Origin of the sequence: Collinsella tanakaei (genome assembly GCF_016900375.1) — a bacterium.
Classification (GTDB): Bacteria; Actinomycetota; Coriobacteriia; order Coriobacteriales; family Coriobacteriaceae; genus Collinsella.
Genome location: NZ_JACJKB010000012.1, coordinates 25,586 through 49,758, shown reverse-complemented (window position 1 = coordinate 49,758; position 24,173 = coordinate 25,586). Strand labels below are relative to the sequence as shown.

The 24,173-nt window shown below is 62.9% G+C and carries 21 protein-coding genes and 1 tRNA gene; 15 read left to right on the top strand and 7 right to left on the bottom strand.

Annotation, left to right across the window (positions count from 1 at the left end):
* Nucleotides 1-110 precede the first annotated feature (110 nt).
* The 8 genes from H6A16_RS07995 (at nucleotide 111) to H6A16_RS07960 (ending at nucleotide 8,062) form a co-directional block, all read left to right on the top strand.
* Nucleotides 111-395, top strand: coding sequence for a cysteine-rich small domain-containing protein (locus H6A16_RS07995; RefSeq protein ID WP_204560903.1), 285 nt, complete (start codon nucleotides 111-113; stop codon nucleotides 393-395).
* A 118-nt stretch (nucleotides 396-513) separates the two neighbouring features.
* A complete protein-coding gene (locus H6A16_RS07990; RefSeq protein ID WP_239458287.1) occupies nucleotides 514-1,041 on the top strand; it encodes a MarR family winged helix-turn-helix transcriptional regulator in 528 nt (175 codons plus the stop codon).
* Nucleotides 1,042-1,044: 3 nt separating this feature from the next.
* Nucleotides 1,045-2,451 (top strand): DHA2 family efflux MFS transporter permease subunit, encoded by a 1,407-nt coding sequence (locus tag H6A16_RS07985; RefSeq protein WP_204617951.1) that lies wholly within the window; start codon nucleotides 1,045-1,047, stop codon nucleotides 2,449-2,451.
* A gap of 215 nt (nucleotides 2,452-2,666) precedes the next feature.
* The gene (locus tag H6A16_RS07980) at nucleotides 2,667-5,075 is read left to right on the top strand and encodes an Ig-like domain-containing protein (protein WP_204617948.1); all 2,409 of its coding nucleotides are present in this window, start codon (nucleotides 2,667-2,669) and stop codon (nucleotides 5,073-5,075) included.
* 201 nt (nucleotides 5,076-5,276) lie between these two features.
* Nucleotides 5,277-5,546: a hypothetical protein gene (locus H6A16_RS07975; RefSeq protein WP_204617946.1), complete on the top strand. Its 270-nt coding sequence runs from the start codon at nucleotides 5,277-5,279 to the stop codon at nucleotides 5,544-5,546.
* Nucleotides 5,539-6,213 carry an amino acid ABC transporter permease gene (locus tag H6A16_RS07970; protein ID WP_204617944.1) on the top strand — a complete coding sequence of 225 codons (675 nt, stop codon included), beginning with the start codon at nucleotides 5,539-5,541 and terminating at the stop codon, nucleotides 6,211-6,213. Before H6A16_RS07975 ends, H6A16_RS07970 begins: the two co-directional genes overlap by 8 nt.
* A gap of 3 nt (nucleotides 6,214-6,216) precedes the next feature.
* Nucleotides 6,217-6,966, top strand: a complete 750-nt coding sequence (locus tag H6A16_RS07965; protein ID WP_239458286.1) for an amino acid ABC transporter ATP-binding protein — start codon at nucleotides 6,217-6,219, stop codon at nucleotides 6,964-6,966.
* A 262-nt stretch (nucleotides 6,967-7,228) separates the two neighbouring features.
* Nucleotides 7,229-8,062, top strand: a complete 834-nt coding sequence (locus tag H6A16_RS07960) for a transporter substrate-binding domain-containing protein (RefSeq protein ID WP_204617941.1) — start codon at nucleotides 7,229-7,231, stop codon at nucleotides 8,060-8,062.
* 86 nt (nucleotides 8,063-8,148) lie between these two features.
* On the opposite strand, the gene H6A16_RS07955 is transcribed toward H6A16_RS07960, so the two are convergent.
* The 3 genes from H6A16_RS07955 to H6A16_RS07945 form a co-directional block, all read right to left on the bottom strand.
* Nucleotides 8,149-9,057 (bottom strand): anti-sigma-I factor RsgI family protein, encoded by a 909-nt coding sequence (locus H6A16_RS07955; RefSeq protein WP_204617939.1) that lies wholly within the window; start codon nucleotides 9,055-9,057, stop codon nucleotides 8,149-8,151.
* Nucleotides 9,054-9,542 (bottom strand): RNA polymerase sigma factor, encoded by a 489-nt coding sequence (locus tag H6A16_RS07950; protein ID WP_204617937.1) that lies wholly within the window; start codon nucleotides 9,540-9,542, stop codon nucleotides 9,054-9,056. The genes H6A16_RS07955 and H6A16_RS07950 overlap by 4 nt, the downstream gene beginning before the upstream one ends.
* A gap of 212 nt (nucleotides 9,543-9,754) precedes the next feature.
* Entirely contained in the window at nucleotides 9,755-10,183 is a 429-nt protein-coding gene (locus tag H6A16_RS07945) for a hypothetical protein (protein ID WP_204617935.1), read from the bottom strand.
* A gap of 257 nt (nucleotides 10,184-10,440) precedes the next feature.
* Between H6A16_RS07945 and H6A16_RS07940 the strand changes: the two genes are divergently transcribed.
* The 3 genes from H6A16_RS07940 to clpB all read left to right on the top strand — a co-directional run bounded on the left by H6A16_RS07940 (nucleotide 10,441) and on the right by clpB (nucleotide 14,804).
* A complete protein-coding gene (locus tag H6A16_RS07940) occupies nucleotides 10,441-11,430 on the top strand; it encodes an alpha/beta hydrolase (protein ID WP_204617933.1) in 990 nt (329 codons plus the stop codon).
* Between the two features lie 201 nt (nucleotides 11,431-11,631).
* On the top strand, nucleotides 11,632-11,979 hold the full coding sequence (locus H6A16_RS07935) for a cyclophilin-like fold protein (RefSeq protein ID WP_204617931.1): 348 nt from the start codon (nucleotides 11,632-11,634) through the stop codon (nucleotides 11,977-11,979).
* 200 nt (nucleotides 11,980-12,179) lie between these two features.
* On the top strand, nucleotides 12,180-14,804 hold the full coding sequence (gene clpB, locus H6A16_RS07930; protein WP_204617929.1) for an ATP-dependent chaperone ClpB: 2,625 nt from the start codon (nucleotides 12,180-12,182) through the stop codon (nucleotides 14,802-14,804).
* Nucleotides 14,805-14,997: 193 nt separating this feature from the next.
* Here the strand turns inward: clpB and H6A16_RS11015 are convergent, their stop codons facing one another.
* Nucleotides 14,998-15,756: a MurR/RpiR family transcriptional regulator gene (locus H6A16_RS11015; protein WP_204617927.1), complete on the bottom strand. Its 759-nt coding sequence runs from the start codon at nucleotides 15,754-15,756 to the stop codon at nucleotides 14,998-15,000.
* 310 nt (nucleotides 15,757-16,066) lie between these two features.
* Between H6A16_RS11015 and H6A16_RS07920 the strand changes: the two genes are divergently transcribed.
* Together H6A16_RS07920 and H6A16_RS07915 are read left to right on the top strand one after the other, a co-directional pair.
* Nucleotides 16,067-17,392 (top strand): 6-phospho-alpha-glucosidase, encoded by a 1,326-nt coding sequence (locus H6A16_RS07920; RefSeq protein ID WP_204617925.1) that lies wholly within the window; start codon nucleotides 16,067-16,069, stop codon nucleotides 17,390-17,392.
* A 62-nt stretch (nucleotides 17,393-17,454) separates the two neighbouring features.
* The gene (locus H6A16_RS07915) at nucleotides 17,455-19,020 is read left to right on the top strand and encodes a PTS transporter subunit EIIC (protein WP_204617923.1); all 1,566 of its coding nucleotides are present in this window, start codon (nucleotides 17,455-17,457) and stop codon (nucleotides 19,018-19,020) included.
* 436 nt (nucleotides 19,021-19,456) lie between these two features.
* Here H6A16_RS07915 and H6A16_RS07910 read toward each other — a convergent pair whose 3' ends face one another.
* Nucleotides 19,457-20,584, bottom strand: a complete 1,128-nt coding sequence (locus H6A16_RS07910) for an ATP-binding protein (protein WP_239458285.1) — start codon at nucleotides 20,582-20,584, stop codon at nucleotides 19,457-19,459.
* A 161-nt stretch (nucleotides 20,585-20,745) separates the two neighbouring features.
* Between H6A16_RS07910 and H6A16_RS07905 the strand changes: the two genes are divergently transcribed.
* Together H6A16_RS07905 and H6A16_RS07900 are read left to right on the top strand one after the other, a co-directional pair.
* The gene (locus H6A16_RS07905) at nucleotides 20,746-20,916 is read left to right on the top strand and encodes a hypothetical protein (protein ID WP_204617921.1); all 171 of its coding nucleotides are present in this window, start codon (nucleotides 20,746-20,748) and stop codon (nucleotides 20,914-20,916) included.
* A 95-nt stretch (nucleotides 20,917-21,011) separates the two neighbouring features.
* Nucleotides 21,012-21,428, top strand: a complete 417-nt coding sequence (locus H6A16_RS07900) for a hypothetical protein (protein ID WP_204617919.1) — start codon at nucleotides 21,012-21,014, stop codon at nucleotides 21,426-21,428.
* A gap of 153 nt (nucleotides 21,429-21,581) precedes the next feature.
* On the opposite strand, the gene H6A16_RS07895 is transcribed toward H6A16_RS07900, so the two are convergent.
* Nucleotides 21,582-23,462, bottom strand: a complete 1,881-nt coding sequence (locus H6A16_RS07895) for an S-layer homology domain-containing protein (RefSeq protein WP_204617917.1) — start codon at nucleotides 23,460-23,462, stop codon at nucleotides 21,582-21,584.
* A 321-nt stretch (nucleotides 23,463-23,783) separates the two neighbouring features.
* Nucleotides 23,784-23,859: transfer RNA gene (locus H6A16_RS07890), tRNA-Arg, on the bottom strand.
* Nucleotides 23,860-24,173: the final 314 nt, after the last annotated feature.

The window sequence follows — 24,173 nt, the reverse complement described above, 5'->3', positions numbered from 1 at the left end:
TATCATCGCGCGTGGACAAAAACGTTTGAGTGCTCACATCGCATCTTGCCGGGCTATCTGCTTTGGTACGATGTCGGCAATGGTGGATCATTCGAACCTGCGAGGTACGTATGGGGCGTCAGGGCGGCGAGCACTACAAGTTCTTCAACCACACGGCATGCGAGTTCTACCCCTGCCACGATATGCCGGCAGAAGACCTCAACTGCCTGTTCTGCTATTGCCCGCTGTACTGCCTGGGCCCCGATTGCGGCGGCAACTTCCGCTACGTGGGCGAGGCGGGCGACATCAAGGATTGCTCCGCCTGCACCGTGCCGCATCGCCGGGAGAACTACGATTACATCATGCGCCAGTTCGAGCGCGTGAAGGATATCGCCGCCCGTAGCACAGGCGATTGACCCGCCTCATATCCTCAAGATGTCCCTTGAAATACGAAAGCACGTGCCTATAATTACTCAAGGTAATTATCAATGGCAACTAAAATCGAGCACAGAGCAGATCGCAGGGGGCATCGCCATGAAAGAGCGTTCATTCAAGGTCCTTATGGATACGCTGCGCCGCGCGCGCCGCATCGACGGCTTGATGCCAGACTTGCCGCCCGATCTCACCAACGGCAGGACCCGCGTGCTCGACACCCTTTATGAGCTGGGAGGATGCGCCGAGGAAGACCCCGCCTGCCGCCGTGCGGTCCGCGTGAGCGACATCGCCGAGGACATGGGCACCACGCGTCCGAGCATCACGCGCGCGGTGTGCGACCTTGAGCGAAACGGGTATCTGCGCAAAATTCCCAGCCCTACGGACGGACGCGAGGTGCTGGTCGAGCTCACCGAGCACGGTCTTGCCACGCACCGCATCTGGTACGAAGAGGTCTACGAGCACACCGCGCAGCTGCTGGGCGACGCGGGCGTGACGGAAGGCGATATCGAGGTGACGGTGCGCACGGTCATGCGCTTGCTCGAGGTGACGGCGGCGGCGGACCTTACGAACTGGCAGAACGAACGCCTCGCCCGGCGCGCGGCGGAAGCCGGAATCGCGGGTGAGTAGAGCGTGGAGAGCAAACAAAAGCTAACGCCGCGCGTCGTTGCATCGGTGATTGCGGCGGGCATCATGTCATTTTCCGGCGTGGTGGTGGAAAGCTCCATGAACGTGACGTTCCCCACGCTCATGGGCGAGTTCGGCATCAGCACGGCGGTGGTGCAGTGGATCACCACGGGCTACCTGCTCGTGCTGTCCATCATCATCCCGACGTCATCGTACCTGCGGCGCCGTTTCACCATGCGCACGCTGTTCATCGTGGGCGCCTCGTGCTTCTTGGCAGGCACGCTGGCGGCGGCGCTCGCCCCGGCCTTCCCGGTGCTTCTTGCCGGTCGCCTGGTGCAGGGCGTGGGCACGGGCGTGGCGCTGCCCCTCATGTTCAATATCATTTTGGAGCAGGTGCCCCGCAAAAGCATGGGCCTCATGATCGGCATCGCCAACTTCATCACCTCGACGGCGCCTGCCATCGGGCCGTCGCTCGGCGGTTTCCTCGTGGGTGCGGCGGGATGGCGCGCGGTGTTCTGGGCGCTCGTGCCGCTCGTTCTCGTGTCGTTCGTTATGGGGGCCGCGTGCATTCGGCAGGAGGCGAGGCCCGAGCCCTCGTCGCTCGACATCTGCGGCCTTATCGTGCTTGCCATCGGCTTTGCCTGCTTTATCTTCGCGGCCAATAGCGCTTCCTCGGCCGGATGGACGAGTCCTCTCGTGCTCGGGCTGTTCGCCGTGGCCGCCGTTGCGATCGCGCTGTTCTGCAAACGGTCGCTTTCCCAGCCCGATGCCCTGTTGAACGTGCGCGTGCTGCGCGACCCGGTGTTCGCCCTCTCGGCGCTCGGGATTCTGCTCGCGCAGTTCTGCACGCTCGGACTGGCGTTTCTCATTCCCAACTTCGCCCAGCTCTCGCTTGGAATCGGTGCGTTTACCGCGGGGTGCCTGCTTGTGCCGGGGGCGCTCGCGGGTGCCGTGCAGGCGCCGCTGTCGGGCATCATCTACGATCGGCTCGGCGCAGGGGTCTCGATCATCACGGGCTGCGTGGTCACGCTCGCATCTACGTTGCTGTTTTTCTGGCTTGCGCCAACGCTCACCGAGCCGCTCATCATCTGCCTCTTCGTGCTGTACTCGCTGGGCAAAGGCGCAAATTTGCCCAGCAACATGACGAACGGTCTCGCGCATCTGGCTTCCGGCCAAAACGCCGACGGCAACGCCATCATCAACACGATGCAGCAGCTGGCGGGCGCAATCGGCACGGTGTTCGTGTCGACTGTCGTGGCGAGCGCCCAGGCTGCCGACCCCTCGCACATGGCGGCAGCCACGGCGACGGGAACCCAGCAAGCGTTTCTGCTGGTCGTTGCCTTTGCGGCAGCCGAGGCCGTGTGCACGGCCATCATCTTCGGCGTGTTCAAAAATCGCAAACGGGCGGTATAGCTCGTCGGGAACGCGGCGCCGCTGCGTTCCCGACGCGTGGTTTGGGGCGCGCTGCCATCAAATACAGCGATTGGCATGCCGGCTGCCGACGGAAGCCCTGCGTTCAGCGAATCGTGCTGGACGCAGGGCTTTTTTGCGCAACGGCGCGGCAATAAGAGCAATAGCCTGCCGACCGATGAATCGACGCCACAAACGCACGGGAGGAGGGTTGAGCCATGAAGAGGATGCCCGTTGCGAACTTCCCCGCCATGCTGCTGACTATTGCGCTGATTGCGGTGAGTCCGATTCCCTCCCTTGCATATGCCGACGACGCGCCCGAAGCGGCGGTCGTCGAGCTTGAGTCCGCTGCGGCGGATGAGGAGGCGGCTGCTACCGAAGAAACCCTGCCGCCGGATGCGGAAGATGAGGCCGCGCCCGCCGACGATACGACCGATGCCGTGAGCGCTGTGGATGTCGACGGGTCCGGTTGGATCGTCGGGCCGTTGGGCGACCTCGTACCCCAGGCAAGTGTGCTGCCGGTTGAGGAGGCCCGGACGACGGAGCTCGTGGAAGGCCAGGCCGTGACTTTTGTGGGCCAGCTCGCCTATCCGGCTGCGGAAGGCGACGATTCGACCGATCCCGTCAGTGCCAACCTGTTGTTCCCCGCGGGCGATGCCGCCGTTGGCGACACCGTGGCCATCGTGTTCTATGCGGAAGGCGATGAGCCGGTGACGCTGAGCGCCACCGTAGTCGCCGGCGCGGACGGATCCCCGGCGGGTGCTCTGGTGGAAGTGCGCTGGGACGGCGCGCGCCTCACGCTGAGCGGCGTGCCGACGGGAACGGCTAACGGGCGCTACGAGGTCATCGGTGCGGTTGCCTCCGAACCCGCGGAGCCGGCGGAACAGGAGCTTGAGGAAGAGCCTGGTCCGGAGCCCCGCGAGGGTGACGAAGCCGAGCCGGGGAAGACCCCCGAAGAGAATCCCGAGGAGCAGTTCGAAGAGGAGCAGCCTGAAGAGGAGCCCGGTGCGGATCTCGACGCCAAGCTCGAGGAGGAGCTCGCCGCGGCAATGGCTGAGCTGGAAGAGCTGCGCGCGCAACTGGACGAGACGATCGTTCTCGACGAGGATGAGCTGGCAGACGCGCCTGATGCGACGGTCTATCTACCGGCGGACGACGCTGCGACGCTCGCGTCCGAGCTGGATGCGCTCGCGGCAAGGCTCGAGGCCGAAGACCTCACGCTCGACGGCATTTCTGCCGCACGCAGCGAGGTCAAAGACCTGCATGAGAAGCTCGCCGCTGCCATCAAGATGGTGCATGTCGACCGCACGGCCCTGAGTGACGCTGCGGCGGCGGACAAGGCCCTCGCAGAAACCGCCGCCTCGAAGGACGGCCGTGATGTAAAGCACGGCTCCGCCTGGACAGCCCCCGAACATCACGATGCGCTCAAGGCAGCCCTCGCCGAGGCGAAGACAATGCTCGACGCAAAGGATGCCAGCCAGAACGCCGTCGACACCACGGCGGATGCGCTTGCCATAGCCCGCACTGCGTTCGAGGACACCGTGAAAGTCGCCCAGGTTTCCCGCGCTGACCTTGAGAAAGCACGCGCCGCAGCTGCTGATGCGGACAACGGCGTGACCATCGCCGAGGACATCTTCGACGTCGCTCCCGGCGCCCGGTGGGCAACAACGGAACAGGGCGACGCGTTCAACGCCGCGCGCGCTGCGGCCAAAACCGTCGCAACCGCAGAGCTGACATCGCTCACGCAAAACGACGTCGATGCCGCGACGGACTCCCTCGCCAAGGCGACAGAGACGTTCTCCCAGGCCATCGCTACCAAGCCCAAGATCGAGCATTTCACGATCGCGCTTCCCGATGATCCCTTTGGCGATGACGTTGCCTACGCGTCTCCGGGCAACCCGCTGAATCTAAAGCCCGTGTTCGATCCTGCCGCCTCCGCAGTTGCGGTGACGTGGAGCTCGTCGAATTCCAAGGTCGCACGCGTCGACGCTAATGGCACGGTGACCGCAGTTTCCGACGGCGTCGTGACCATCACGGCCACCACGCGCGCGTTCCCGGGCGTGGCGGAAAGCGTGACCGCAACGCGTCGCATCGCGGTGTTCGGTACCGGAGCGGCCTGGGATTACCAGAACACGAGCGCCGGCGTCACGGTGGAGGGCGTCCCCTCGGGCGTTACCGTGGAATGCCTGGTGCTTACCGGCGCACGCGAGAATCCCGTTACGAGCCTGGGCAAAGGCGACCGCGCGGTCCTCGGTGTCGCCATCGCGCTCGTGACGCCGCTTGACGACACGGTCATGGGCATGACCTTCGACGGCATGCGCGCGCGCATCGGCATCCGCACGCACGACTATGATGGCCAGACGGTCGAGGTCGTCCTGTACGGTGACGATGGTCGCACCTACACGTACGAGACCGTCGCTGGCGGCGGCGAGGTATACCTGACGATTCCCACCGGAGGATACTTCGAGGTCATCGCCCCCATTGTCAGCGCCGATGGCATGCCCGCGCACGAGCAGCTTCCCCAAACGGGCGATAGCTCGCTGATCGTAATCGCCGCAGTGGGAGGAGCCGGGGTCATCGCGGTTATCGCCGGCGTGGTGCTTGCCCTCAAGAAGCGCCGCTCATGAAAGTTAGGGGACAGGTCCCAAGCTTTCACGCCACATGCCGGGAGCCCCTCCGATCGCGAAAGACTGGAGGGGCTCTTTCTGCATGAAAGTTTGGGGCCTGTCCCCTTTCTTTCATGCTTGCAAGGTATATCTAGCTATAGGATATAGGTCTTTTACATGGGTATCGCGACGATCTACCATAGGCTTCGAAAGGAGATTGCTATGGGTGATTTGAGCGAAGACCTCGAACGCTGTCTTTGCGATTGCGCCTGTGACGAGGCGCGTGCCGCGAAGGCGCGCTGCTCGTGCGAGGAGGGCCGCGTTCGCGAGACCAAGCGCGTGCTGCTCGGCGAGCGCCAGCGCCTGCTTGACGAGATGCATGCCAGCCAGCGCGGCATCGACGCCATCGACCACATGCTCCATCGCGTGAGCTGCGAATGCGTTTCGCGCGAGGCATCCGCCTGCGATGGGAAGGGGGATGCCCATGAGTGACCGCGTCGCGGAGATTCTGCTCGACTCGTTTTCGAAGATCCTGATTCCGGGTCTGACCGCAACGATACCGCTGGCGCTCATCTCGTTCGCCATCGCGCTCGTGATCGCTATCGCGGTGGCGCTCGTTCAGTACGCGAAGGTTCCCGTGCTCACGCAGATTGCGCGCTTCTACATCTGGATCGTCCGCGGTACGCCGCTGCTGGTCCAGCTCTACGTGGTGTTCTATGGTCTGCCCGATTTCGGCATCGTGCTCGACCCGTTCCCGACCGCCATCATCGTGTTCTCCATCAACACGGGCGCCTATTCGGCCGAGACCATCCGCGGTGCGCTCGAGTCGGTACCGGCGGGACAGCTCGAGGCGGGCTATTGCGTGGGTATGAGCTACATGCAGATCATGCGCCGCATTTTGCTGCCGCAGGCGTTGCGTGCCGCCTTCCCGCCGCTTTCCAACGAGCTCATCGCGCTCGTGAAGGACACCTCGCTCGCCGCGAACATCACCGTGCTCGAGATGCTCATGGCAACGCAGCAGATCGTGTCGCGCACGTACGAGGCGCTGCCGCTGTACCTGGAGGTTGCAGCTATCTATCTGCTGTTTTCCACGGTACTCACCTGGCTGCAGGGTATCGGCGAGAAGCGGCTCGCGTCGTTTGGCATGGAGAGGGGATAGCCGATGGCAGATGAGATGCTGCGCCTTGAGGGCGTGCGCAAGACGTTCGGCGGCGCCGAGGTGCTGCACGGCATCGACCTGACCGTGCGCCGCGGCGAGGTCGTGGCCATTTTGGGCCCGTCGGGCTCCGGCAAGACGACGCTGCTGCGCTGCGCGAACTTCCTTGAGCGCGCGGATGCGGGCGTGCTTGAGCTTGGCGGCGAGCGCTACGACCTTGCACGGGCGACCAAGCGCGAGATGGCGGCGGTTCGTCGCAGGACCGCTTTCGTGTTCCAGAACTACAACCTGTTTCGCAACCGGACGGTGCTGGGCAATGTGACGGAAGGGTTGGTCGTGGCGCGCAAGATGCCGAAAGCGCAGGCTGAGGATATCGCCCGCCGCTGCCTGGCGCGCGTCGGCATGGCGGATCGCGCCGACGCTTACCCGGCGCAGCTTTCCGGTGGTCAGCAGCAGCGCGTGGCGATCGCCCGCGCTATGGCGACCGATCCGGAGATCATCTACTTCGACGAGCCCACAAGCGCACTCGATCCCGAGCTGACCGTCGAGGTGCTGGGTTCCATGCGCCAGCTGGCAGAAGACGGCATGACCATGCTCGTGGTCACGCACGAGATGTCTTTCGCGAAAAACGTCGCCGATCGCGTGGTCTTTATGGAAGACGGCGCCGTGGTGGCTTCGGCTCCGGCACACGAGTTCTTCGACCATCCCGCTAACGATCGCGTTCGCACCTTCCTGAACACCATCGCCGATCGGTGAGGGCGAGCCCGCGGGCGCAACGGGCCGAGTACGGGCGGCTGCGCCCGCCGCTTGCCAAAAAGTCGGGGCTTTGGACGGGTTTTTAGCGCCGGGTCCAGACAAGCAGGCGTTCTACCTTGGTAAACATGCAGGTAGAAAAGGCGTGAATGTCGCCCAGGGCGCAAAAAACCGTCCAAAGCCCCGACTTTTTGCAGATCCGCCGGGCTTGGCGCGCACGGTGACCTCCAGCACAGGGACAACCATTCCAGAAAGGACTGAAACTATGATGAACAAGCAGATTTCCCGTCGCGGATTCCTGACGGCGGTTGCGGGTGCGGCCGCGCTGGGGCTGACGGGCTGCGGCGGCGCAGGCGACGCGACGGCGGGCAGTGCGTCGGAAGCGGGCGATGACCTGCTCGCCCAGATCCAGGACCGCGGCAGCATGGTGTTCGCCACCGAGGGCACGTGGAGCCCGTGGACCTTCCATAACGAGGCCGGCGACCTCACCGGCTACGACATCGAGGTCGCCCGCGCCATCGCGGCAGAGCTCGGCGTCGAGGCGGAGTTCGCTGAGGGCGAGTGGGACGGCCTGCTCGCGGGCATCGACTCGGGCCGCTACGACACCATGGCCAACGGCGTGTCGGTCACTGAGGAGCGCGAGGAGAAGTACGACTTCACCGAGCCGTATGCGTACAACCGTATCGTGGTGATCACAACCGCCGATTCCGACATTGCCAGAATGGACGACCTTGCGGGCAAGACCACGGCGAACACGCTGGGCTCCAGCTATGCCATCTTGGCTGAAAGCCATGGCGCCACAAACACGGGCGTGGACGATTTTAACCAGACCATCCAGTTGCTCGAGAGCGGTCGTATCGACGCGACGCTCAACGACGAGGTCGTGTTCTACGACTACATGAACCAACATCCAGAGGCGAATCTCAAGATTGCGGCCGAGAACGACGAGCCCACGCACGTCGCTTTCCCGCTGCGCAAAGAGGCCGCTACGGCGAGCCTGCTCACGGCCATGAACGACGCCATCGTCACCCTGCGCGAGAACGGCACGCTTCCCGAGCTCTCGAACGAGTTCTTCGGCATCGACATCACCGAGGCGTAAGTGTGCGGACTCGGCTCCCGCTTAATGTCCCAAAACATCTCCGTCCTGAAAAAGGACAGACGCGGGCGCAGGCGGCGCGGCGACTGCTACTCGTGGTGGCGGCCGCCGTGCTGTCCGTTCTGGGCGCGGCGGTGACCTGACTCCGCGCCTTCCTGCGTCGCGGTGCCGCTGCTTGTCGATACCGCACCCTCTCCGTGATGCCCGGCCTCACGTTGCTCGTGGCCAGAGACGCTGACGTCATTTTCGCCCGCCATATCGAGTAGCTCGCGCATGGTCATGTTTGCCGCTTCATCCACCGTGATGTCGACGCCCGCGTCGGCGAGTTGCTGCCACACGCGGTACTTGCCGATGCCGACGCCGGCGCTCGAGGCCGCGTGATGCTCCTCCTCGCTTGCATGCGAGCAGTGCACCTGGCCGGCTCCCGAGGCGTCGAGGCAGCGCGTGCCCACGGTCTCCAGCGTCGCTGCTTCCGCCTCGTCGTCGCAGATCACGGTCATCTGCACGACGGCGCCCGTGGCGAGATAGTCCTGCAGATGCTCCTCCAGCGCGTCCATGGCATCCTCGTAGACCATGCCGTCGACGTCCGCCTTCTCGAGCAGCTCGGCGCCGTCGTCGTTGTAGGAACGCGTGCTCGCCACGCGGTCGAAGCGGTTGATGCCCAGCTCTATGGAGGGGTTCACGTCGATGGCCACGTAGGCGTAGGGCTGCCATGCCCACGCAACGCCGCCGACGCCGAGCGCCACAAGAACGAGGCAGGCGGCAAGGGCTGCGACGAGCGGCGTGCGGCGATGCCTGCGCGCGGTGCGGCGAGAGGTCTTGCCGTCGACGACGGAAAGCGATGGCTCCTCGGCGTGGGGGAGGCTGTCCGCCGGTCCATTCGCTGCCCCCGCCTGCCGCTCCTCCTCAATCCGCGCGAGCGTGCGCTCGGCGAGGCCGGCGGGCATATGCTCCTGGTCGAAGGCCTCATGCATCCGCTGCTCAAGCTTGTCGGTCATTGCAGGGCCTCCCTCAGCTGCTTCTTGCCGCGCGAGATCCACGAGTACACGGTGCCCTCCGGCATGCCGGTCATCTGAGAGATTTCACGTGCGGTGTAGCCCTCGTAAAGAGCCAGGTACAGTTGCGTTTTCGGCGGGTCGCCCAATGCATCCATGGCGTCGAGAATCGCGTGCAGACCGAGTGTCGCCTGGTCGCTCCCGGCGCCGAGCTCTCCCTCGCGCCCCGCATCGGCGAGTTCCTCGACCGATTCGTTTCGCCTGCGCGCGCTTTTGAGAACATCCTTGCAGGCGTTGATGGCGACGCGCAGCAGCCATGCCTTTTTGTGCGCATAACTATTGAACGGAGCGTCGTGCAGGGCATATTTGAGAAAGACGTCCTGGAAGACATCTTCTGCATCTGCTTCCGCGAGGTAGAGCAGGCATGCGCGCCAGACGGCGTCGCCGTATGCGCTGATTGCCTGCTCGATGTCGCTGGCTGGGCGCATGTGCCGCTCCTTTCCTGTTGCGCTCGCAGGATGCGTCTTTCTGGCTGCAGCTTTGGGCTGCGCAGGCCGGGCATTCGGTACTATTCGACCGGATTGAGGCTTCCGCAGAAGGCAAAACTGTCCTGATAGTACTATGTGACCGCGTTGCGCGTCCCGGAGGCGATCACTCCACCCGCTTGGCGGCGCCTGCCGCAGTATGGGACGCGTGCGATCTAGCAGTGACCGCGCCCGCCACCGTGATGGCGGCCGCCGTGGCGACCGTGATGCCCGCCGCCTGCACCGGTTCCGTAGTTGTCGCAGACCCCGTCGCCGTCGGCGTCGACGTATCCGTCTCCGTTGCCGCGCCCTGCGCCGGTTCCGTAGTTGTCGCAAATGCCGTCGCCGTCGGCATCGATGTACCCCGCGCCATTGCCTGCGCCGGATTCGTAGTTGTCGCAGATGCCGTCGCCGTTCACGTCAACGAAGCTCGCACAGCCGCGCGACCCGATGTCGGTCGTCTGGCTGAGCTCCGCCTGTAGGCTCTCGCGCCCATAACCGTTGCCATTGCCTGCGGCCAATGCGGGAACGGCTCCGATGAGCGTCGCTCCCAGCGCCACGGCTCCCAATGTTGCCAAAACGGTGAGTTTCGTATGCTTCTGCATGTTCTGCCGTCCTTTCCGATCGATGCGTGCGCCGTTGTTCTGTGCTCGAGCTGCCGGCTGCCCTTCACCATAAACACGAACGGGAGGGGCATATCCTTGCGACAAGTTGGGGCCAGGTACAAACTTGTCGGTTTATGTTTCCTGGGCAGTATCTATACGATATTTGCATGAAAAGGCATTAAACATAGGTATTTGAAATGGCATTGATGCGCTCTGACAATAGAGGTGGGAAATATGGCCGTCAGAAAGGGGCGCATATGCACAACGTAGAACTCACGTTTACGCAGGAATGGGACAAGACATTTCCGAAGTCGGAGCTCGTTGAACACAACAAGGTGACGTTCCATAACCGCTACGGCATCACGCTGGCGGCAGATCTCTACAAGCCGAAGGACGCGCCGGCAGACGCGAAGCTCGCCGCTATCGCTGTGTGCGGGCCCTTCGGCGCCGTGAAGGAGCAGTGCGCCGGCCTATACGCCCAGACCATGGCCGAGCGAGGTTTCCTCGCCATCGCCTTCGACCCGTCGTTCACCGGCGAGTCGGGCGGGGAGCCGCGCTACATGGCGTCGCCCGACATCAACACCGAGGATTTCCTTGCAGCCGTGGACTACCTCTCCTGCCGCGACGATGTCGACCCCGAGCGCGTGGGCATCATCGGCATCTGCGGCTGGGGCGGCCTGTCGATCAATGCCGCGGCGCTCGATCCGCGCATCAAGGCGACGGCCGCGGTCACGATGTACGACATGGCGCGCATCAGCGCGAAGGGCTATTTCGACGAGGCCGATAGCGCGGAGGCCCGCCAGGCCCAGCGCCGCGCTCTCGCCGATCAGCGGACGCACGATTACGCGGCGGGCATCTATGATCGCGCCGGCGGCGTCGTCGACCCGCTGCCCGAGGACGCGCCATGGTACGTCCGCGATTACCACGACTACTACAAGACGCCGCGCGGCTACCATCCTCGCTCGCTCAACTCCAACGAGGGCTGGAACGTCATCGGCACGCAAAGCTTCCTGAACCAGCCGATCCTCGCCTACGCGGACGAGATCGAGACCGCCGTCATGGTGCTCCATGGCGACGCCGCGCACTCCTGCTACATGGGCAAGGATGCGTTCGCTCAGCTCAAGGGCGATAACAAGGAGCTCGTGCTCGTGCCGGGCGCCGTGCACACCGACCTCTACGACGGCGGCAGCAAGAACGCCATCCCGTGGGACAAGCTCCAGGCGTTCTTTGCGAAGCACCTGGTCTAGGCGATGAGACGCCATCGGGCCGTCTCGTCGGCGCTCGTCCGCGGGACTCTCGCCGTGATGCTCGCTCTCGTTGTATCCGGTCTGGTCGGATGCCGCGATTCGGGGGCGCCGTTGATGGAAGGCCCGCCGGATGCGGTGGGTGCCGTTGCATGCGGGAGCATGGTGGACGTTGGGGTGAACGCCGGTACGAAAGGAGAAGCCGTGCAGATTACGGAGACGGTCAACGGCGCGCCATTCGCGGCGACGCTCGCAGACAGCGCGGCGTCGTCGAGGCTCGCCGAGATGCTCGCAGACGGGCCGCTGACGGTCGGCTTGGACGATTACGCAGGGTTCGAGAAAGTTGGCGACTTGGGGTTCACGCTTCCTGCGGAGAACGAGCGCATCACGACTGCTCCCGGCGATATCGTTCTGTACCAGGGCGACCAGATCGTGTGCTTCTATGGTGAGAACGCGTGGAGCTACACGCGCTTGGCCCGGGTGGATGACCTCGCGGGTTGGGAGGAGGCTCTCGGGCCGGGCGCTGTGGAACTCACGCTTGCGCTCCCATAGCAACCAAAAGCGACAAGATGGGGCCGGGTTCAAACTTGTCGCCGACAAGTTTGTACCTGGCCCCATCTTGTCGCGCTTAGAAAATCTTATATATGGAGACTTAGATTTCGGTATAGCTGCAGCAAAAATCGGTAACAATACCTCTCGAACAGACGAATGCCGCCCCGTAGGGCGGCAGCACCCCAGGAGAGGTGAGGTATATGAGAATCGACAAGCTGGCAGTGACGTCGCGCGAGGCCCTGCAGACGGCCATGGGCATCGCCAGCGACGCGCAGGCGGGCGCGGTGGAGCCCATCCACCTGCTCTCCGCCCTGCTTACGGGCGGAGAGCGCAACATCTCCGTCATCATCGAGCGCATCGGTGCAGATCCGGCGCAGCTTGCGCGCGCCACGGCAGAGGCCATCGAGCGCCAGCCGAAGGTTTCGGGCGATGGCGCCGAGATGGGCCTGTCGCGCGACCTCGTGCGTACGCTTGAGCGCGCCGAGAAGCGCGCCACCAAGATGCAGGATAACTTCGTGGTGACCGAGCATCTGCTCATGGCGCTGGCCGAAGACAAGGGCGCCGCGGGCCAGGTCCTCAAGGCGGCTGGCGTTACGCCCGAGCGCATCGAGGAGGTCTACCAGGAGCTCCGCGGCGACGACCGCGTCAAGACCGCCGAGGACAAGACGCAGTTCGAGGCGCTCGAGCAGTATGGCCGCAACATCTGCGACCTTGCGCGCGCCGGCAAGCTCGACCCAGTCATCGGCCGTACCGACGAGATCCGCCGTACCATCCAGGTGCTGTCCCGCCGCACCAAGAACAACCCCGTGCTCATCGGTGAGCCCGGTGTGGGCAAGACCGCCATCGTCGAGGGCATCGCCCAGCGTATCGTGGCCGGTGACGTACCCTCCACGCTGAAGGACCGCGACCTCATCGAGCTCGACATGAGCGCCCTTGTGGCCGGTGCCAAGTACCGTGGTGAGTTCGAGGACCGCCTGAAGGCCGTGCTGAAGGAAGTCGAGAAGTCCGACGGCCGCGTCATCCTGTTCATCGACGAGCTGCACACCATCGTTGGCGCAGGCGCCACCGAGGGCTCCATGGACGCCGGCAACATCCTGAAGCCGGCGCTTGCCCGCGGCGACCTGCACGCCATCGGCGCCACCACGCTCGACGAGTACCGCAAGTACATCGAGAAGGACGCCGCCCTGGCCCGTCGTTTCCAGACGGTCATGGTGGGCGAGCCCTCCGTTGAGGACACCATCTCGATCCTGCGTGGCCTGAAGGAGAAGTACGAGATCTACCACGGTGTGCACATCACCGACGGCGCGCTCGTGGCGGCAGCGGACCTGTCCGACCGCTACATCGCCGACCGCTTCCTGCCCGACAAGGCCATCGACCTGGTGGACGAGGCCGCGTCCCGCCTGCGTATGGAGCTCGACTCCATGCCGGTGGAGATCGACCAGACCCAGCGTAAGCTCACCCAGATGCAGATCGAGGAGCAGGCGCTCATGAAGGAGACCGACGACGCCTCCGCCGAGCGCCTGGAGACCCTGCGCCAGGAGATCGCCGAGGTCCAGGAGAAGCTGAACGTGCAGAAGGCCGGCTGGCTCAACCAGAAGAACGCCATCGACCGCGTGCAGGATCTGAAGGCCCAGCTCGACCAGGCCAAGAGCGAGGAGGAGCGCGCCACGCGCGACGGCGACCTCGCTCGCGCCTCGGAGCTGCGCTTCTCGATCATCCCCGGACTCGAGCAGCAGGTGCGCGACGGCGAGGCCGAGATCGAGGCCCAGAAGACCGAGGGTGGCCTGCAGGAGCAGGTGACCTCCGACGAGATCGCCGAAGTCGTCTCCGCGTGGACCGGCGTGCCGGTGTCCAAGATGATGCAGGGCGAGATCGAGAAGCTCCGCGACCTGGAGGGCGAGCTGCACAAGCGCGTCATCGGCCAGGACGAGGCCGTGCGCGCCGTCGCCGCGGCCGTGCGCCGCAGCCGTGCCGGCTTGGCGGATCCCGACAAGCCCATCGGCAGCTTCTTCTTCCTGGGTCCCACCGGCGTGGGCAAGACCGAGCTCGCCAAGGCGCTCGCCACGTGCCTGTTCGACGACGAGCGCGCGCTCGTGCGCATCGACATGTCCGAGTACATGGAGAAGTTCAGCGTCCAGCGCCTGATCGGCGCGCCTCCGGGATACGTGGGCTACGACGAGGGCGGCCAGCTCACCGAGGCCGTGCGCCGTCGTCCGTACAGCGTCATCCTGCTCGACGAGATGGAGAAGGCGCACCCCGATGTGTTCAACATCCTGCTGCAGGTGCTCGACGACGGCCGTCTGACCGACGGTCAGGGCCGCGTGGTGAGCTTCAAGAACACGATCATCATCATGACGTCGAACGTGGGCTCGAACGCCATCGCGGAGCTCTCCGGCAAGGACGACGAGGCCATGAAGCGCGAGGTCGACGAGGCCATGCGTGCCACGTTCAGGCCCGAGTTCCTGAACCGTATCGACGACATCGTCGTGTTCCATCCGCTCGGCATGGCCCAGATCGAGAAGATCGTCGACATCCAGCTCGCCGACGTCCGCGCGCGCCTGGCCAAGGAACGCATGACGCTCGATATCGCGCCGGCGGCCAAGCAGATGCTCGCTGTGGGCGGTCTCGACCCGGTCTTCGGCGCCCGTCCGCTGAAGCGCCTCATCCAGACGGAGGTCGTGGACACCATTGCCGAGGCCATCATCGATGGCCGCGTGCGCGAGGGCGACCAGATCACGGTCGACGTCGATGCCGACGGCAAGTTCTTCGTGGCGCAGGACGCCACGGGCCCGGCCCCGACCTACGAGGTGCCGGACGGCGAGTAGCGTCGCAGGCAGACAGCTTGCCTAACACGATAGGCCGGCGGCCCTGGAACAATCCGGGGCCGCCGGCCTTTTGCGCTGCCGAAGAGACGATGACGGCAACATGGCGGACGAACCTACGGGTTTGGACCGTTTGGCGGGGCGCATACAGTCCAAACCCATAGGTTCGACGTGGCGGGTAACCACGCTGCCTGTCTCAGGACTCCATCTCCGCCTGCTGCGTGCGTTCGAAGAAGCGCTCGAAGATCATCTCGAACACGTAGTGGAACATCAGGCGGCTGTCGAGGTCCATGTTGCCGAAACGGACCTGCTTCTCGACGGTAAACAGCGGGATATCGGCGAGCTTGGACAGCGAGTTCTTAGAGATACCCGTCATGGTGACGATCTTGCTGCCACGGCTCTTGGCGATGGAGGTCGCGTCGATCGACACCTCGGTCTCGCCGCTGATCGACACGCTGAACACGAGGTCGTCGGGGCCGAGCAGCTCCGCGTAGTGGCGCATGACATGGCGCTCGCTGAGCGTATCGGTGTTTTTGCCCATGATCTTGAGCTTCTCAGCCATCTCGAGGCAGGGGTATTTCGAAAACCCTGAGCAGAAGAACACGATGTGCCCTGCGTGCTCGATGGCGTCGACGACCTTGTTGATCGTGATGTCGTGCACGAGGTCCTTGGTCTGGATGATCTGCAGGTCGAGCGGGATGGTCTCGATGGTGTAGCGGTTGCGTTCGAGCGAGAGCAGGTACGAATGCTTGAGCTCGGTGAAGCCTGTAAACCCGAGTTTATGCGCCAGGCGCACGATGGTGTTGGGCGCAACGTAGAAATGCGCCGCGATGCCCTTCGAGGTCGCCTGCTCGATGTCGCCGCGCAGCGAGACGATGTAGCGCAAGATCTTGCCCTCGAGATCGTTGAGGTTCTTCTCTCCCGACTTAACGTGGTTGTAGAACGAGTCCTGCACGGTCGCGACACCTTTCTACTTGCTACACGAACAAGCAAATATCCCATGATTCCGCATGGGGCCGCAGCAGGGTGTCCGTAAGCGGTCATATCTTGTTCGTTAACGGCGCAATACCCCATGTGTTGCGCGACACAGATGTGTGTTGCGGCGCAAAACGCGTGTCGCACGCCCGTTTGCGCAGCTCAGACGCTCATGCCGACATCCGTGCATGCACAATGGAGACACCGAAGGGGGACGAAGAACGGCAGCCGCGGAGTCGCACCGTTCCCGCTTGGGACGCACTGCAACCCTTGTGAGGGGAGAAGTTCTCATGAAAGACAAGCTCAATATCGTTCTCATCGGCGGCGGCTCGACGTGGTGCCCCGGCATCCTCAAGGCCCTCACCAAGCATCTCGATATCTTCCCGCTGAATCGCGTGTGCCTCTACGACATCGACGCGGAGCGCCAGGAGCCCATCGGCGAGTTCGGCAAGATCCTGTTTGCCGAGGAGGCGCCCGAGGTCGAGTTCATCTACACCACCGACAAGGACGTCGCCTACACCGACATCGACTTCGCCCTGTGCCAGATTCGCACCGGCGGCTACGAGATGCGTAGCAAGGACGAGAAGATCCCGCTGTCCATGGGCATCATCGGCCAGGAGACGGTCGGCCCCGGCGGCATGGCCTACGGCATGCGCTCCATGCGCGACATGGTCGAGATCGTGAACGATGTTCGCGAGCGCAGCCCGGAGGCGTGGATCATCAACTACACCAACCCGGCCGCTATCGTGGCCTATGGCCTCGATCGTATCTTCCCCGACGAGAAGCGTGTCCTCAACATCTGCGATCAGCCGGTCAACCTGCTGCGCTCCTACGGCCGCCTGCTTGATCGCGACATGACCAACGTCGAGCCCGTGTACTTCGGCCTCAACCACTTCGGCTGGTTTACGCACCTTTACGACGAGGAGGGCAACGACCTCGTGCCGCTCGTCAAGGAGTACACCGAGAAGAACGGCTTCCTTCCCGTCGACGCCGAGCAGCGCGACCAGTCGTGGCTCGACACCTACGCCATGGTCAAGGACATGCTCGAGGACTTCCCCGAGTACCTGCCCAACACCTATCTGCAGTACTACCTGTATCCGGAGTACAAGCTGGCGCACCTCGATCCCAACTACACCCGCTCCGACGAGGTCATGAACGGCCGCGAGAAGCGCGTGTTCACCGAGTGCCGCCGTGTTGCCGAGGCCGGAACCGCCAAGGGTTCCTCGGTCGTGCAGAACGACGCGCATGGCGACATGATCGTCGAGGTGTCCTCCGCTATCTACCGCAACACCCGCAAGACGTTCATCGTGATGGTCCGCAACGACGGCATCATCGAGGGCATGCCCGACGATGCCATGGTCGAGGTCGCTGCGAGCGTTGGCAAGAACGGTCCCGACCCGTATGCCGTGGGCAAGATCGGTACCTTCTATCGCGGCCTCATGGAGAACCAGTACGCTTATGAGCGCCTGACCGTTGAGGCGTGGATGGAGGGCTCCTACGAGAAGGCCCTGCAGGCACTGACCCTCAATCGTCTGGTGGGCGATGCCAAGAAGGCCCGCAAGATTCTCGACGCGCTCATCGAGGCCAACAAGGACTACTGGCCCGAGCTGCACTAGACGATGCCGACGACGGAGGTGCGGCACGTTACGCCGCACCTCCGGATAGAGGGGATTTGACCATGACAAAAGACGAACTGCTGGCTAAGTTCCAGCGCTTGGGCAAAGTCCTGATGACGCCCGTGCTCATCCTTCCCATCGCGGGCATCCTCCAGGGATTCGGCAATGCGTTCACGAGCCCGATGCTGCTTGAGTACGCGCCGTGGCTGGGGACTCCCGTGCTCGCCATCTTCTTCGCCATTCTCAAGGCCGCCGCGGGCGTGGTGATGAGCAACATTCCGCTGATCTTTGCCGTGTGCCTGGCGTATGGCTTTGCCAAGGGCGAGAAGGCGACGGCGGCACTCTGCGGTCTGATCGGCTACATGACGCTCAACGCCGTGATGGGCACGTTCCTGACGGCCATCGGCACGATCGATCTCGAGAACCTGGCTACCGGCCAGAGCACCATCTTGGGTACGGTTACGCTCGACACCGGCGTTATCGGCGGCCTGGTCGTGGGCGCGCTCGTGGCGTACCTGCATAATCGCTTCTACAAGATCGAGCTCCCGGCGGCGCTGTCCATCTTCAACGGTGTGCGCTTCATTCCCGCGGTGACGCTCGTGGGCTGCAGCGTTCTCGCCATCGTGCTGGCGCTTGTGTTCCCGGTTATCCAGACCGGCCTGGGTGCGCTGTCCGACTTCATCCGCGCCACCGGCGTGTTCGGCTCGTTCGTATACGGCGCCGGCGAGCGCTTGCTGCTGCCCTTCGGCCTGCATCACTTCGTGTACCTGCCGTTCTTCTTCACGTCGCTCGGCGGCACGCAGGTTATCGATGGCGAGACCGTCTCCGGTGCCGTCAACATCTACAGCGCCATCCTGGGCTCGGCGGCGACGCCCTTTGACATCAACGTGAGCCGCTTCGTCATGAACGGCAAGGTCATCTTCGCGATGTTCGGCCTGCCCGGCGCCGCGCTCGCGTTCTACCGCACCGCGCTGCCCGAGAACAAGAAGAAGACCTTCGCGCTGATGATTGCGCTCGTCATCCCGTGTGTGCTCTCCGGTATCACCGAGCCGCTCGAGTACTCGTTCCTGTTCATCGCGCCGGTGCTCTACCTCGTGCATGCGATCATGGCCGGCCTGGCGTATGCCTTCACGTTCCTTCTGGACTTCAACGTTGCTGGCTCCGCGACGTTCGGCGGACCGCTGCTGTCGCTGATCTTCAACGGCATCCTGGGCGCTGATAAGGGTTCCGGTTGGCAGTGGATCCTGCTTCTTGGCCCGATTTGGTTCATCACCTACTTCGGCGTCTTCAGCGTGCTCATCAAGAAGATGGACCTGAAGACCCCCGGTCGCGAGCTTCCCGAGGCCGGCGCCGAGGGCGAGGCCGCCAAGAAGGCTCCCGTGAGCAACCTGATCCCGCTGATCATCGAGGCCGTGGGTGGTGCCGACAACATCAAGAGCGCCGAGGCATGCTTCACCCGTCTGCGCCTGCAGCTGAACGATTGCAGCAAGGTTGCCGACGACAAGGTCTTTACCGATGAGCTCGAGGCGCGCGGCATCGTGCATGTGGCCGGAGGCGTGCAGATCGTGTACGGTCAGATGGCTTCGAACTACGCCACACAGATGCGAGAAACGCTCGGTATGGAGTAGGGCGAGATGGCCAGATAGCCAGATAGCCGATACGGCAAAGGGAAGACAGCTCCCGAGCCTTATGGATAACGGCGGTGCGCAGCAGGGGGCGCGCCGCCGTTTTTCGTGTCGGATTGTGTCCGTGGGTTTGGTCCAATTGCCGGCGTCTAAGCGGACCAAACCCACGGACACAATCCGACACGCAGGAGCTCTTTGGCTTCCACATGGTAGAGTGGGCGGGAAGTGAGGATGCTCGACAGGAGGCTTAACCATCGACGGCTGCGTGCTCGGGGGCGACCAGATCACGGTCGATGTGGACGCCGACGGCACGTTCTACGTGGCGTCCGACGCCACGGGGCCTGTCCCGACCTACGAGATTCCCGAATAGCGGGAAAGGGGCAGGCACTATTTTCCCAAGGGCGGCGGCTCCGGAGCGATCCGGGGTCACCGCACTCTGCTATGCCTCGCCGATGAGCTCGTCTGTGTGTTCGACTAGGTATTCACGCATGTAGGGGATGGCGAAGGCGACCCTGCCGTAGCCGGCTTTCTCGATGACGGCGGCGTCGATGAGGCGCTTGCGATACGAGCTCGTGTCTTTGGTGGAAAGCCCCATAAGGCGGGAGACCTCGCCCGTCTGCGCGGGCTGTTCGGGGCAACGCGCCATGGCGACGAGGTATTCGATTTGCTTCTGCGGTAGCCGGCGGAGCGCGGGCTCGATGACCATGGTGTCGAAATTGGCACGCGCGATCTCCGCGCCGCGGCGCGCATCTTGTGCGTCAATGGTGTCTGAGCCGCGGCGTTCCGATGCCTGCCACGTGTAGTAGCCGACCAGTTGAATCATAAACGGATAGCCTGCAGCAGCCTTGGTGAGCAGGGGCGTCGCTTCGTGCACGAGCTCCTTGCCGGCTCGTCGCACGGTGTCCTCTAGGGATGCTCCGACCTCATAATCGGAGAGCTTGGCGAGTTCGATGTGCTTTGCACGCTGCAGGAACGTGAGCGTGTCGGCGCCAACCGCCTCGTCAACGGACGTTGGCAGACCTGCGAATGCGAAAGCGACGTTGGCTCCCTGGCGAATGAGCAGCTGTATCTCGTTGCCAAGCTCCCGTAGCTCGTCGAGGGGGGCATCCTGTATTTCGTCAAGCGTGACGAGCAGGCCGCCATGTTTCGAGGCGTTGAACATGGCTTCTCCGAGCTGGGTCGGCGATCTAGAGAGTTCTGCTGAGCCGATGCTGACGCCAAGGATCGTTGGCGTTATTGAGAGCGATGCCAGTTCGGTGCGAGTGAGGGCCGCATGGATGCGTTTGCAAAAGCCAGGGTTGGAGGCAACGTCGACAACATGGAAGCCATGCTCACGGGCAATGTCCCCCATCGCATTGAGCAGAACGGTCTTCCCGACGCCGCGCATTCCAGAAATGCGCGCAAGCCGGTCGGGAGACCCGGGCCCGTTTTCGAGCGCATCGCTGAAGTCGTCGAGAATCGAATCACGCCCGATAAGCTCGGGAGGATTCATGCCGGCAGTTGGCTTGAAAGGGTTTTTGCGTTTGGGTGCCACGGTGCTGCCAATCTTGAATGCGAATTCTAACAAGTTGAGCAAATTCTAACAAAGTGAGCAAATTCTAACAAGGTGAGCACGCGCCGAGTCGATATCTGCCGAGCACGATGGCGGGAGCATGGGGCAGGCACTCCCTGATGCCTACGTGGTAGAGTGGGCGGGGAAGCGAGGGTATTCGACAGGAGGCTTAACGTATGGCTGAGGAGACCAAGCGCGTCCAGCAGGATGAGCGCACGCGAAAGGTGGCGAACACCTCGTGCGACCCGTTTATTCGCGCGGAGAACGAGGACGATGACGGCTACGACCCCTATTCCGACCGACGCCCTGAGCCCGAGCCGCTTTTTGAGCGTGATCCGTGGGGCTGACCTGCGCACACGCTGGTACAATAGTTCGGATATGTTGACGTGGGAGCATCGGACAAACCGGCGCCCGGCAAGTTTGAATGAAGAGGGGGATATTCATGTCTTCTCTGGCTAAGATCGTAAAGATCGTTGCTATCTTGATGATGCTTCTCGGCCTTCTGGCCATCGGCATGGGCATTTACATGTTCGTGGCGGGTGCGAGCGTCGAGGTCGACGGCGTGGCGACGGGCGAGGCCGCCGCTCATGCCGGCGGTGTCATCATGGTCGTCTTCGGCCTGTTCTACCTGGTGAGTGGCTTTATCGGTGCCCGCGGTGCCAATAATCCCGCGAAGCTCACGCCGTTCATCGTGATCTGCCTCATCATCGCGCTGCTGAACATCGCGGAGATCGCTCTGGGCATGCAGGGCGGCGATCGCAGCACGCTGGTGTACAACGCTGTTTACGTTGTCGTCGCTCTGGCCGGTGCCATCTGCGGTATCCGCGCCAAGCAGGACGCGAAGAACCGACTGCTGTAGTTCCACATAACAGAGCCAACGCAAGGCCGGGGCAACGCAAGCGCGCTGCCCCGGCTTTTTGCAAGTTTGGGGACAGGTCCCAAACTTTCACCAGCGGACGTGAACACGCCGGGTGTCCCCTTTGGGTGCCCGGAGCGTTTTTATAAGGTATGCCTACTTCGTCCAGCGCATGACGATTGCCGCTGCTTGCGCACGCGTCAGGTCTGATCCGGGAGCGAGCATGCCTGTGTCGCTGTAGCCGGTGATGAGGCCCTCGCCAACGGCCCACTTCATGGCTTCGCGTGCCCAAGGTGAGACGGAGCTTCCGTCAGGGAAGTCCGCGAGCTTTCCCGTGCCCATGGGCTCGCCGGCGCGACGCCACAGAACGACCGCCATCTGTTCGCGAGAAATGCTGTCGGTTGGGCCGAACTTATCGGTTCCCTCATATCCCGAGAAAGCGCCCGTGAAAACACTCCAAGCGACAGCTTCTGCATACCATTCTCCTGCCGAGCAGTCAGAGAATTGCGCTACGAGCGACGAATCGACATCGGGGTTGCCTGCCAAGTTGTAGAGGATGGTCGCCACTTGCGCACGGTTCAGCGTGTCTTCTGGTCCGAAGGTCGGCACCGGTGCGCCAGAGTAGCCTTTCATGGTGCCACCTTCGACTGCCCAATCCACTGCCTCGTGATACCATGCCCCGGCGTCCACGTCGATAAAGCTGTGTGTCGGGCAGCTCGAGCCGCCATCGCAATCGCAGGAGCTATCGGCATTCGTGAACTTAGCGAACACCGTAACATCGCTCTCGGGCATCACGAACGTCCAGCGGTTAGCGCCGTCGGATGTAGGAGAGACTTCGCTTCCATCCGGCAGTTTGATAATTAGCCATGCTATCGATTGGTCCTCGCCGGGCGTCAGCGTGACCGCGACCGTTTCGCCTGCTGCAGCGGTATTTCCGCCTGCGACGTACACCGAGCCGTTAGGGGATACCGTCGAGATTGCATGCTCGGCCGTTTGGTCGTCTCGCGACCCCACTTCTTTGTAGTCGAGAACAGCGGCGAATACGGGAGAGCTCGTGTTGCTGAAATCAACTGTCTCGATCGACTCCCTGTCGAGCTGGCCGGTTTCTACGTCCGGGCAAGCCATGTAGTAATGCTGCTCGCCCTCATAGGTCACCCTGCACCAAAAGTGCATGTTGTCCCAGTTTTCGGTGTCGTAATAGCAATTGTGAACATCGCTAAATCCGCCGATGCGCTCGGCAATGAGACACAGCACCGCGGGAGAGGTCATGGATTGCCAGTGCATCGACTCGAAGAATGGGACTGGTTGCTGGGTTACTAGGTTTAGGAGGTGCCGGTCGTCGTTCAGTAGGTAGTCAAACTCTTCCCGCAGGCCGTCGGAGATGCTCTGCATTTGATCGAGGGGATTCATGCCTGGATTGGTGTACCTATCAATGGTGTCGTCAATCCATTTATCGAGCACTTGGTTATAGTCGACAAAGTTTACCGTGAACGTCGCCGCAAGCGTCCTATTGGTTACATGGCCTGAGTCGGTCCTGGTGAGTTCATAAAGTTCGAGCGTTTGAGGGCCTGTCGCATCCGTTTCAATTGAGCAGCCGACGACATAACCTCCGGGGACGCGTAGGCAATTGTATGACTGCCCTTGATCTTCCACGTCATCGAACGATCCGGGCTGCAAGGCGTACGAATACTCCATCTTGCTTTGGGAAAACGAAATGTCGAAGTCCGCGCTCGGATTATTCGTGCGGACATACATATATCTCGCAACTTCTCCGTTGTTGTACCAGGTGTTTCCAAAGCCGTCGAGGTAGTACACCTGATAGTCATATTGGGGCTCAGAGGCCGTAAGGCCGATTCCATCTGCTGCCAATTTGGTAGGTGTGCCCACTGCAGTCGGTGCTGCGGGCTCGAGGCTGCCCTCATTGACGATTGGGGTGGCCAATGCGATCGCTGGTAGAGCGGGAATGGCGAGCAGTGCGGACGCAATAAGTGTGATGGCTCGACTTCGCGGCGCGAGACTGTTCAATCGTAGCTGCATGGCATCTTCCTTCCTCTCGCTTCCCGCTCGATTCTGCCTCTACGTTCAAGGCGGTTCGGGAGATACGGAGGGGCTGCATCTCCCTCGTTGTTCTCATTCTGCAGGTGGGACGAGAAGGGAAGTTGCGCAACATGGCATGAGTCGGCAGGCGTTCTAGACTGCTTGCAATCCATGGGGCAATGGCCGAAGAATAAACCCGCTACGCTGAAGTCGAAAACGACACCCGCGGGAAAATGGTGGCGCGGGTGTCGACGGCCCGAATCCGCCGATTGGACTCACAAACCAGAAACGGCGCCGCTTGTGCGACGCCGTCATGCTCACTGGTGCCCCCGGGCGGATTCGAACCGTCGACACCCGCTTTAGGAGAGCGGTGCTCTATCCCCTGAGCTACGGAGGCAAGTAACGAGCATTCTAGCAGAACGGGAGAGCCAGCGCTCGCGGACGTGCGATTGCAGAAAAGAATCGTGTTGATGAGCCGCCGCGTCGAACGCGAAAGGCCCGGGCGGGGGATCTCCCTCGCCCGGGCCCGGTCTCGCGTCTTCGGCATCCCGTCGGATGCAGGCTGGCTCTGCTACCTCAGCTCGAGGACGTCCTCGCGCACAGCGTTCATGATTAAACGGCGGGAAGTCGTCTTGCATGTACCGTAGTAAAGCGCCCGCCGCGGCTCAACGGGTGCGGCGCGAATGCTCGCCTCCGCCGCGCGAATGACTT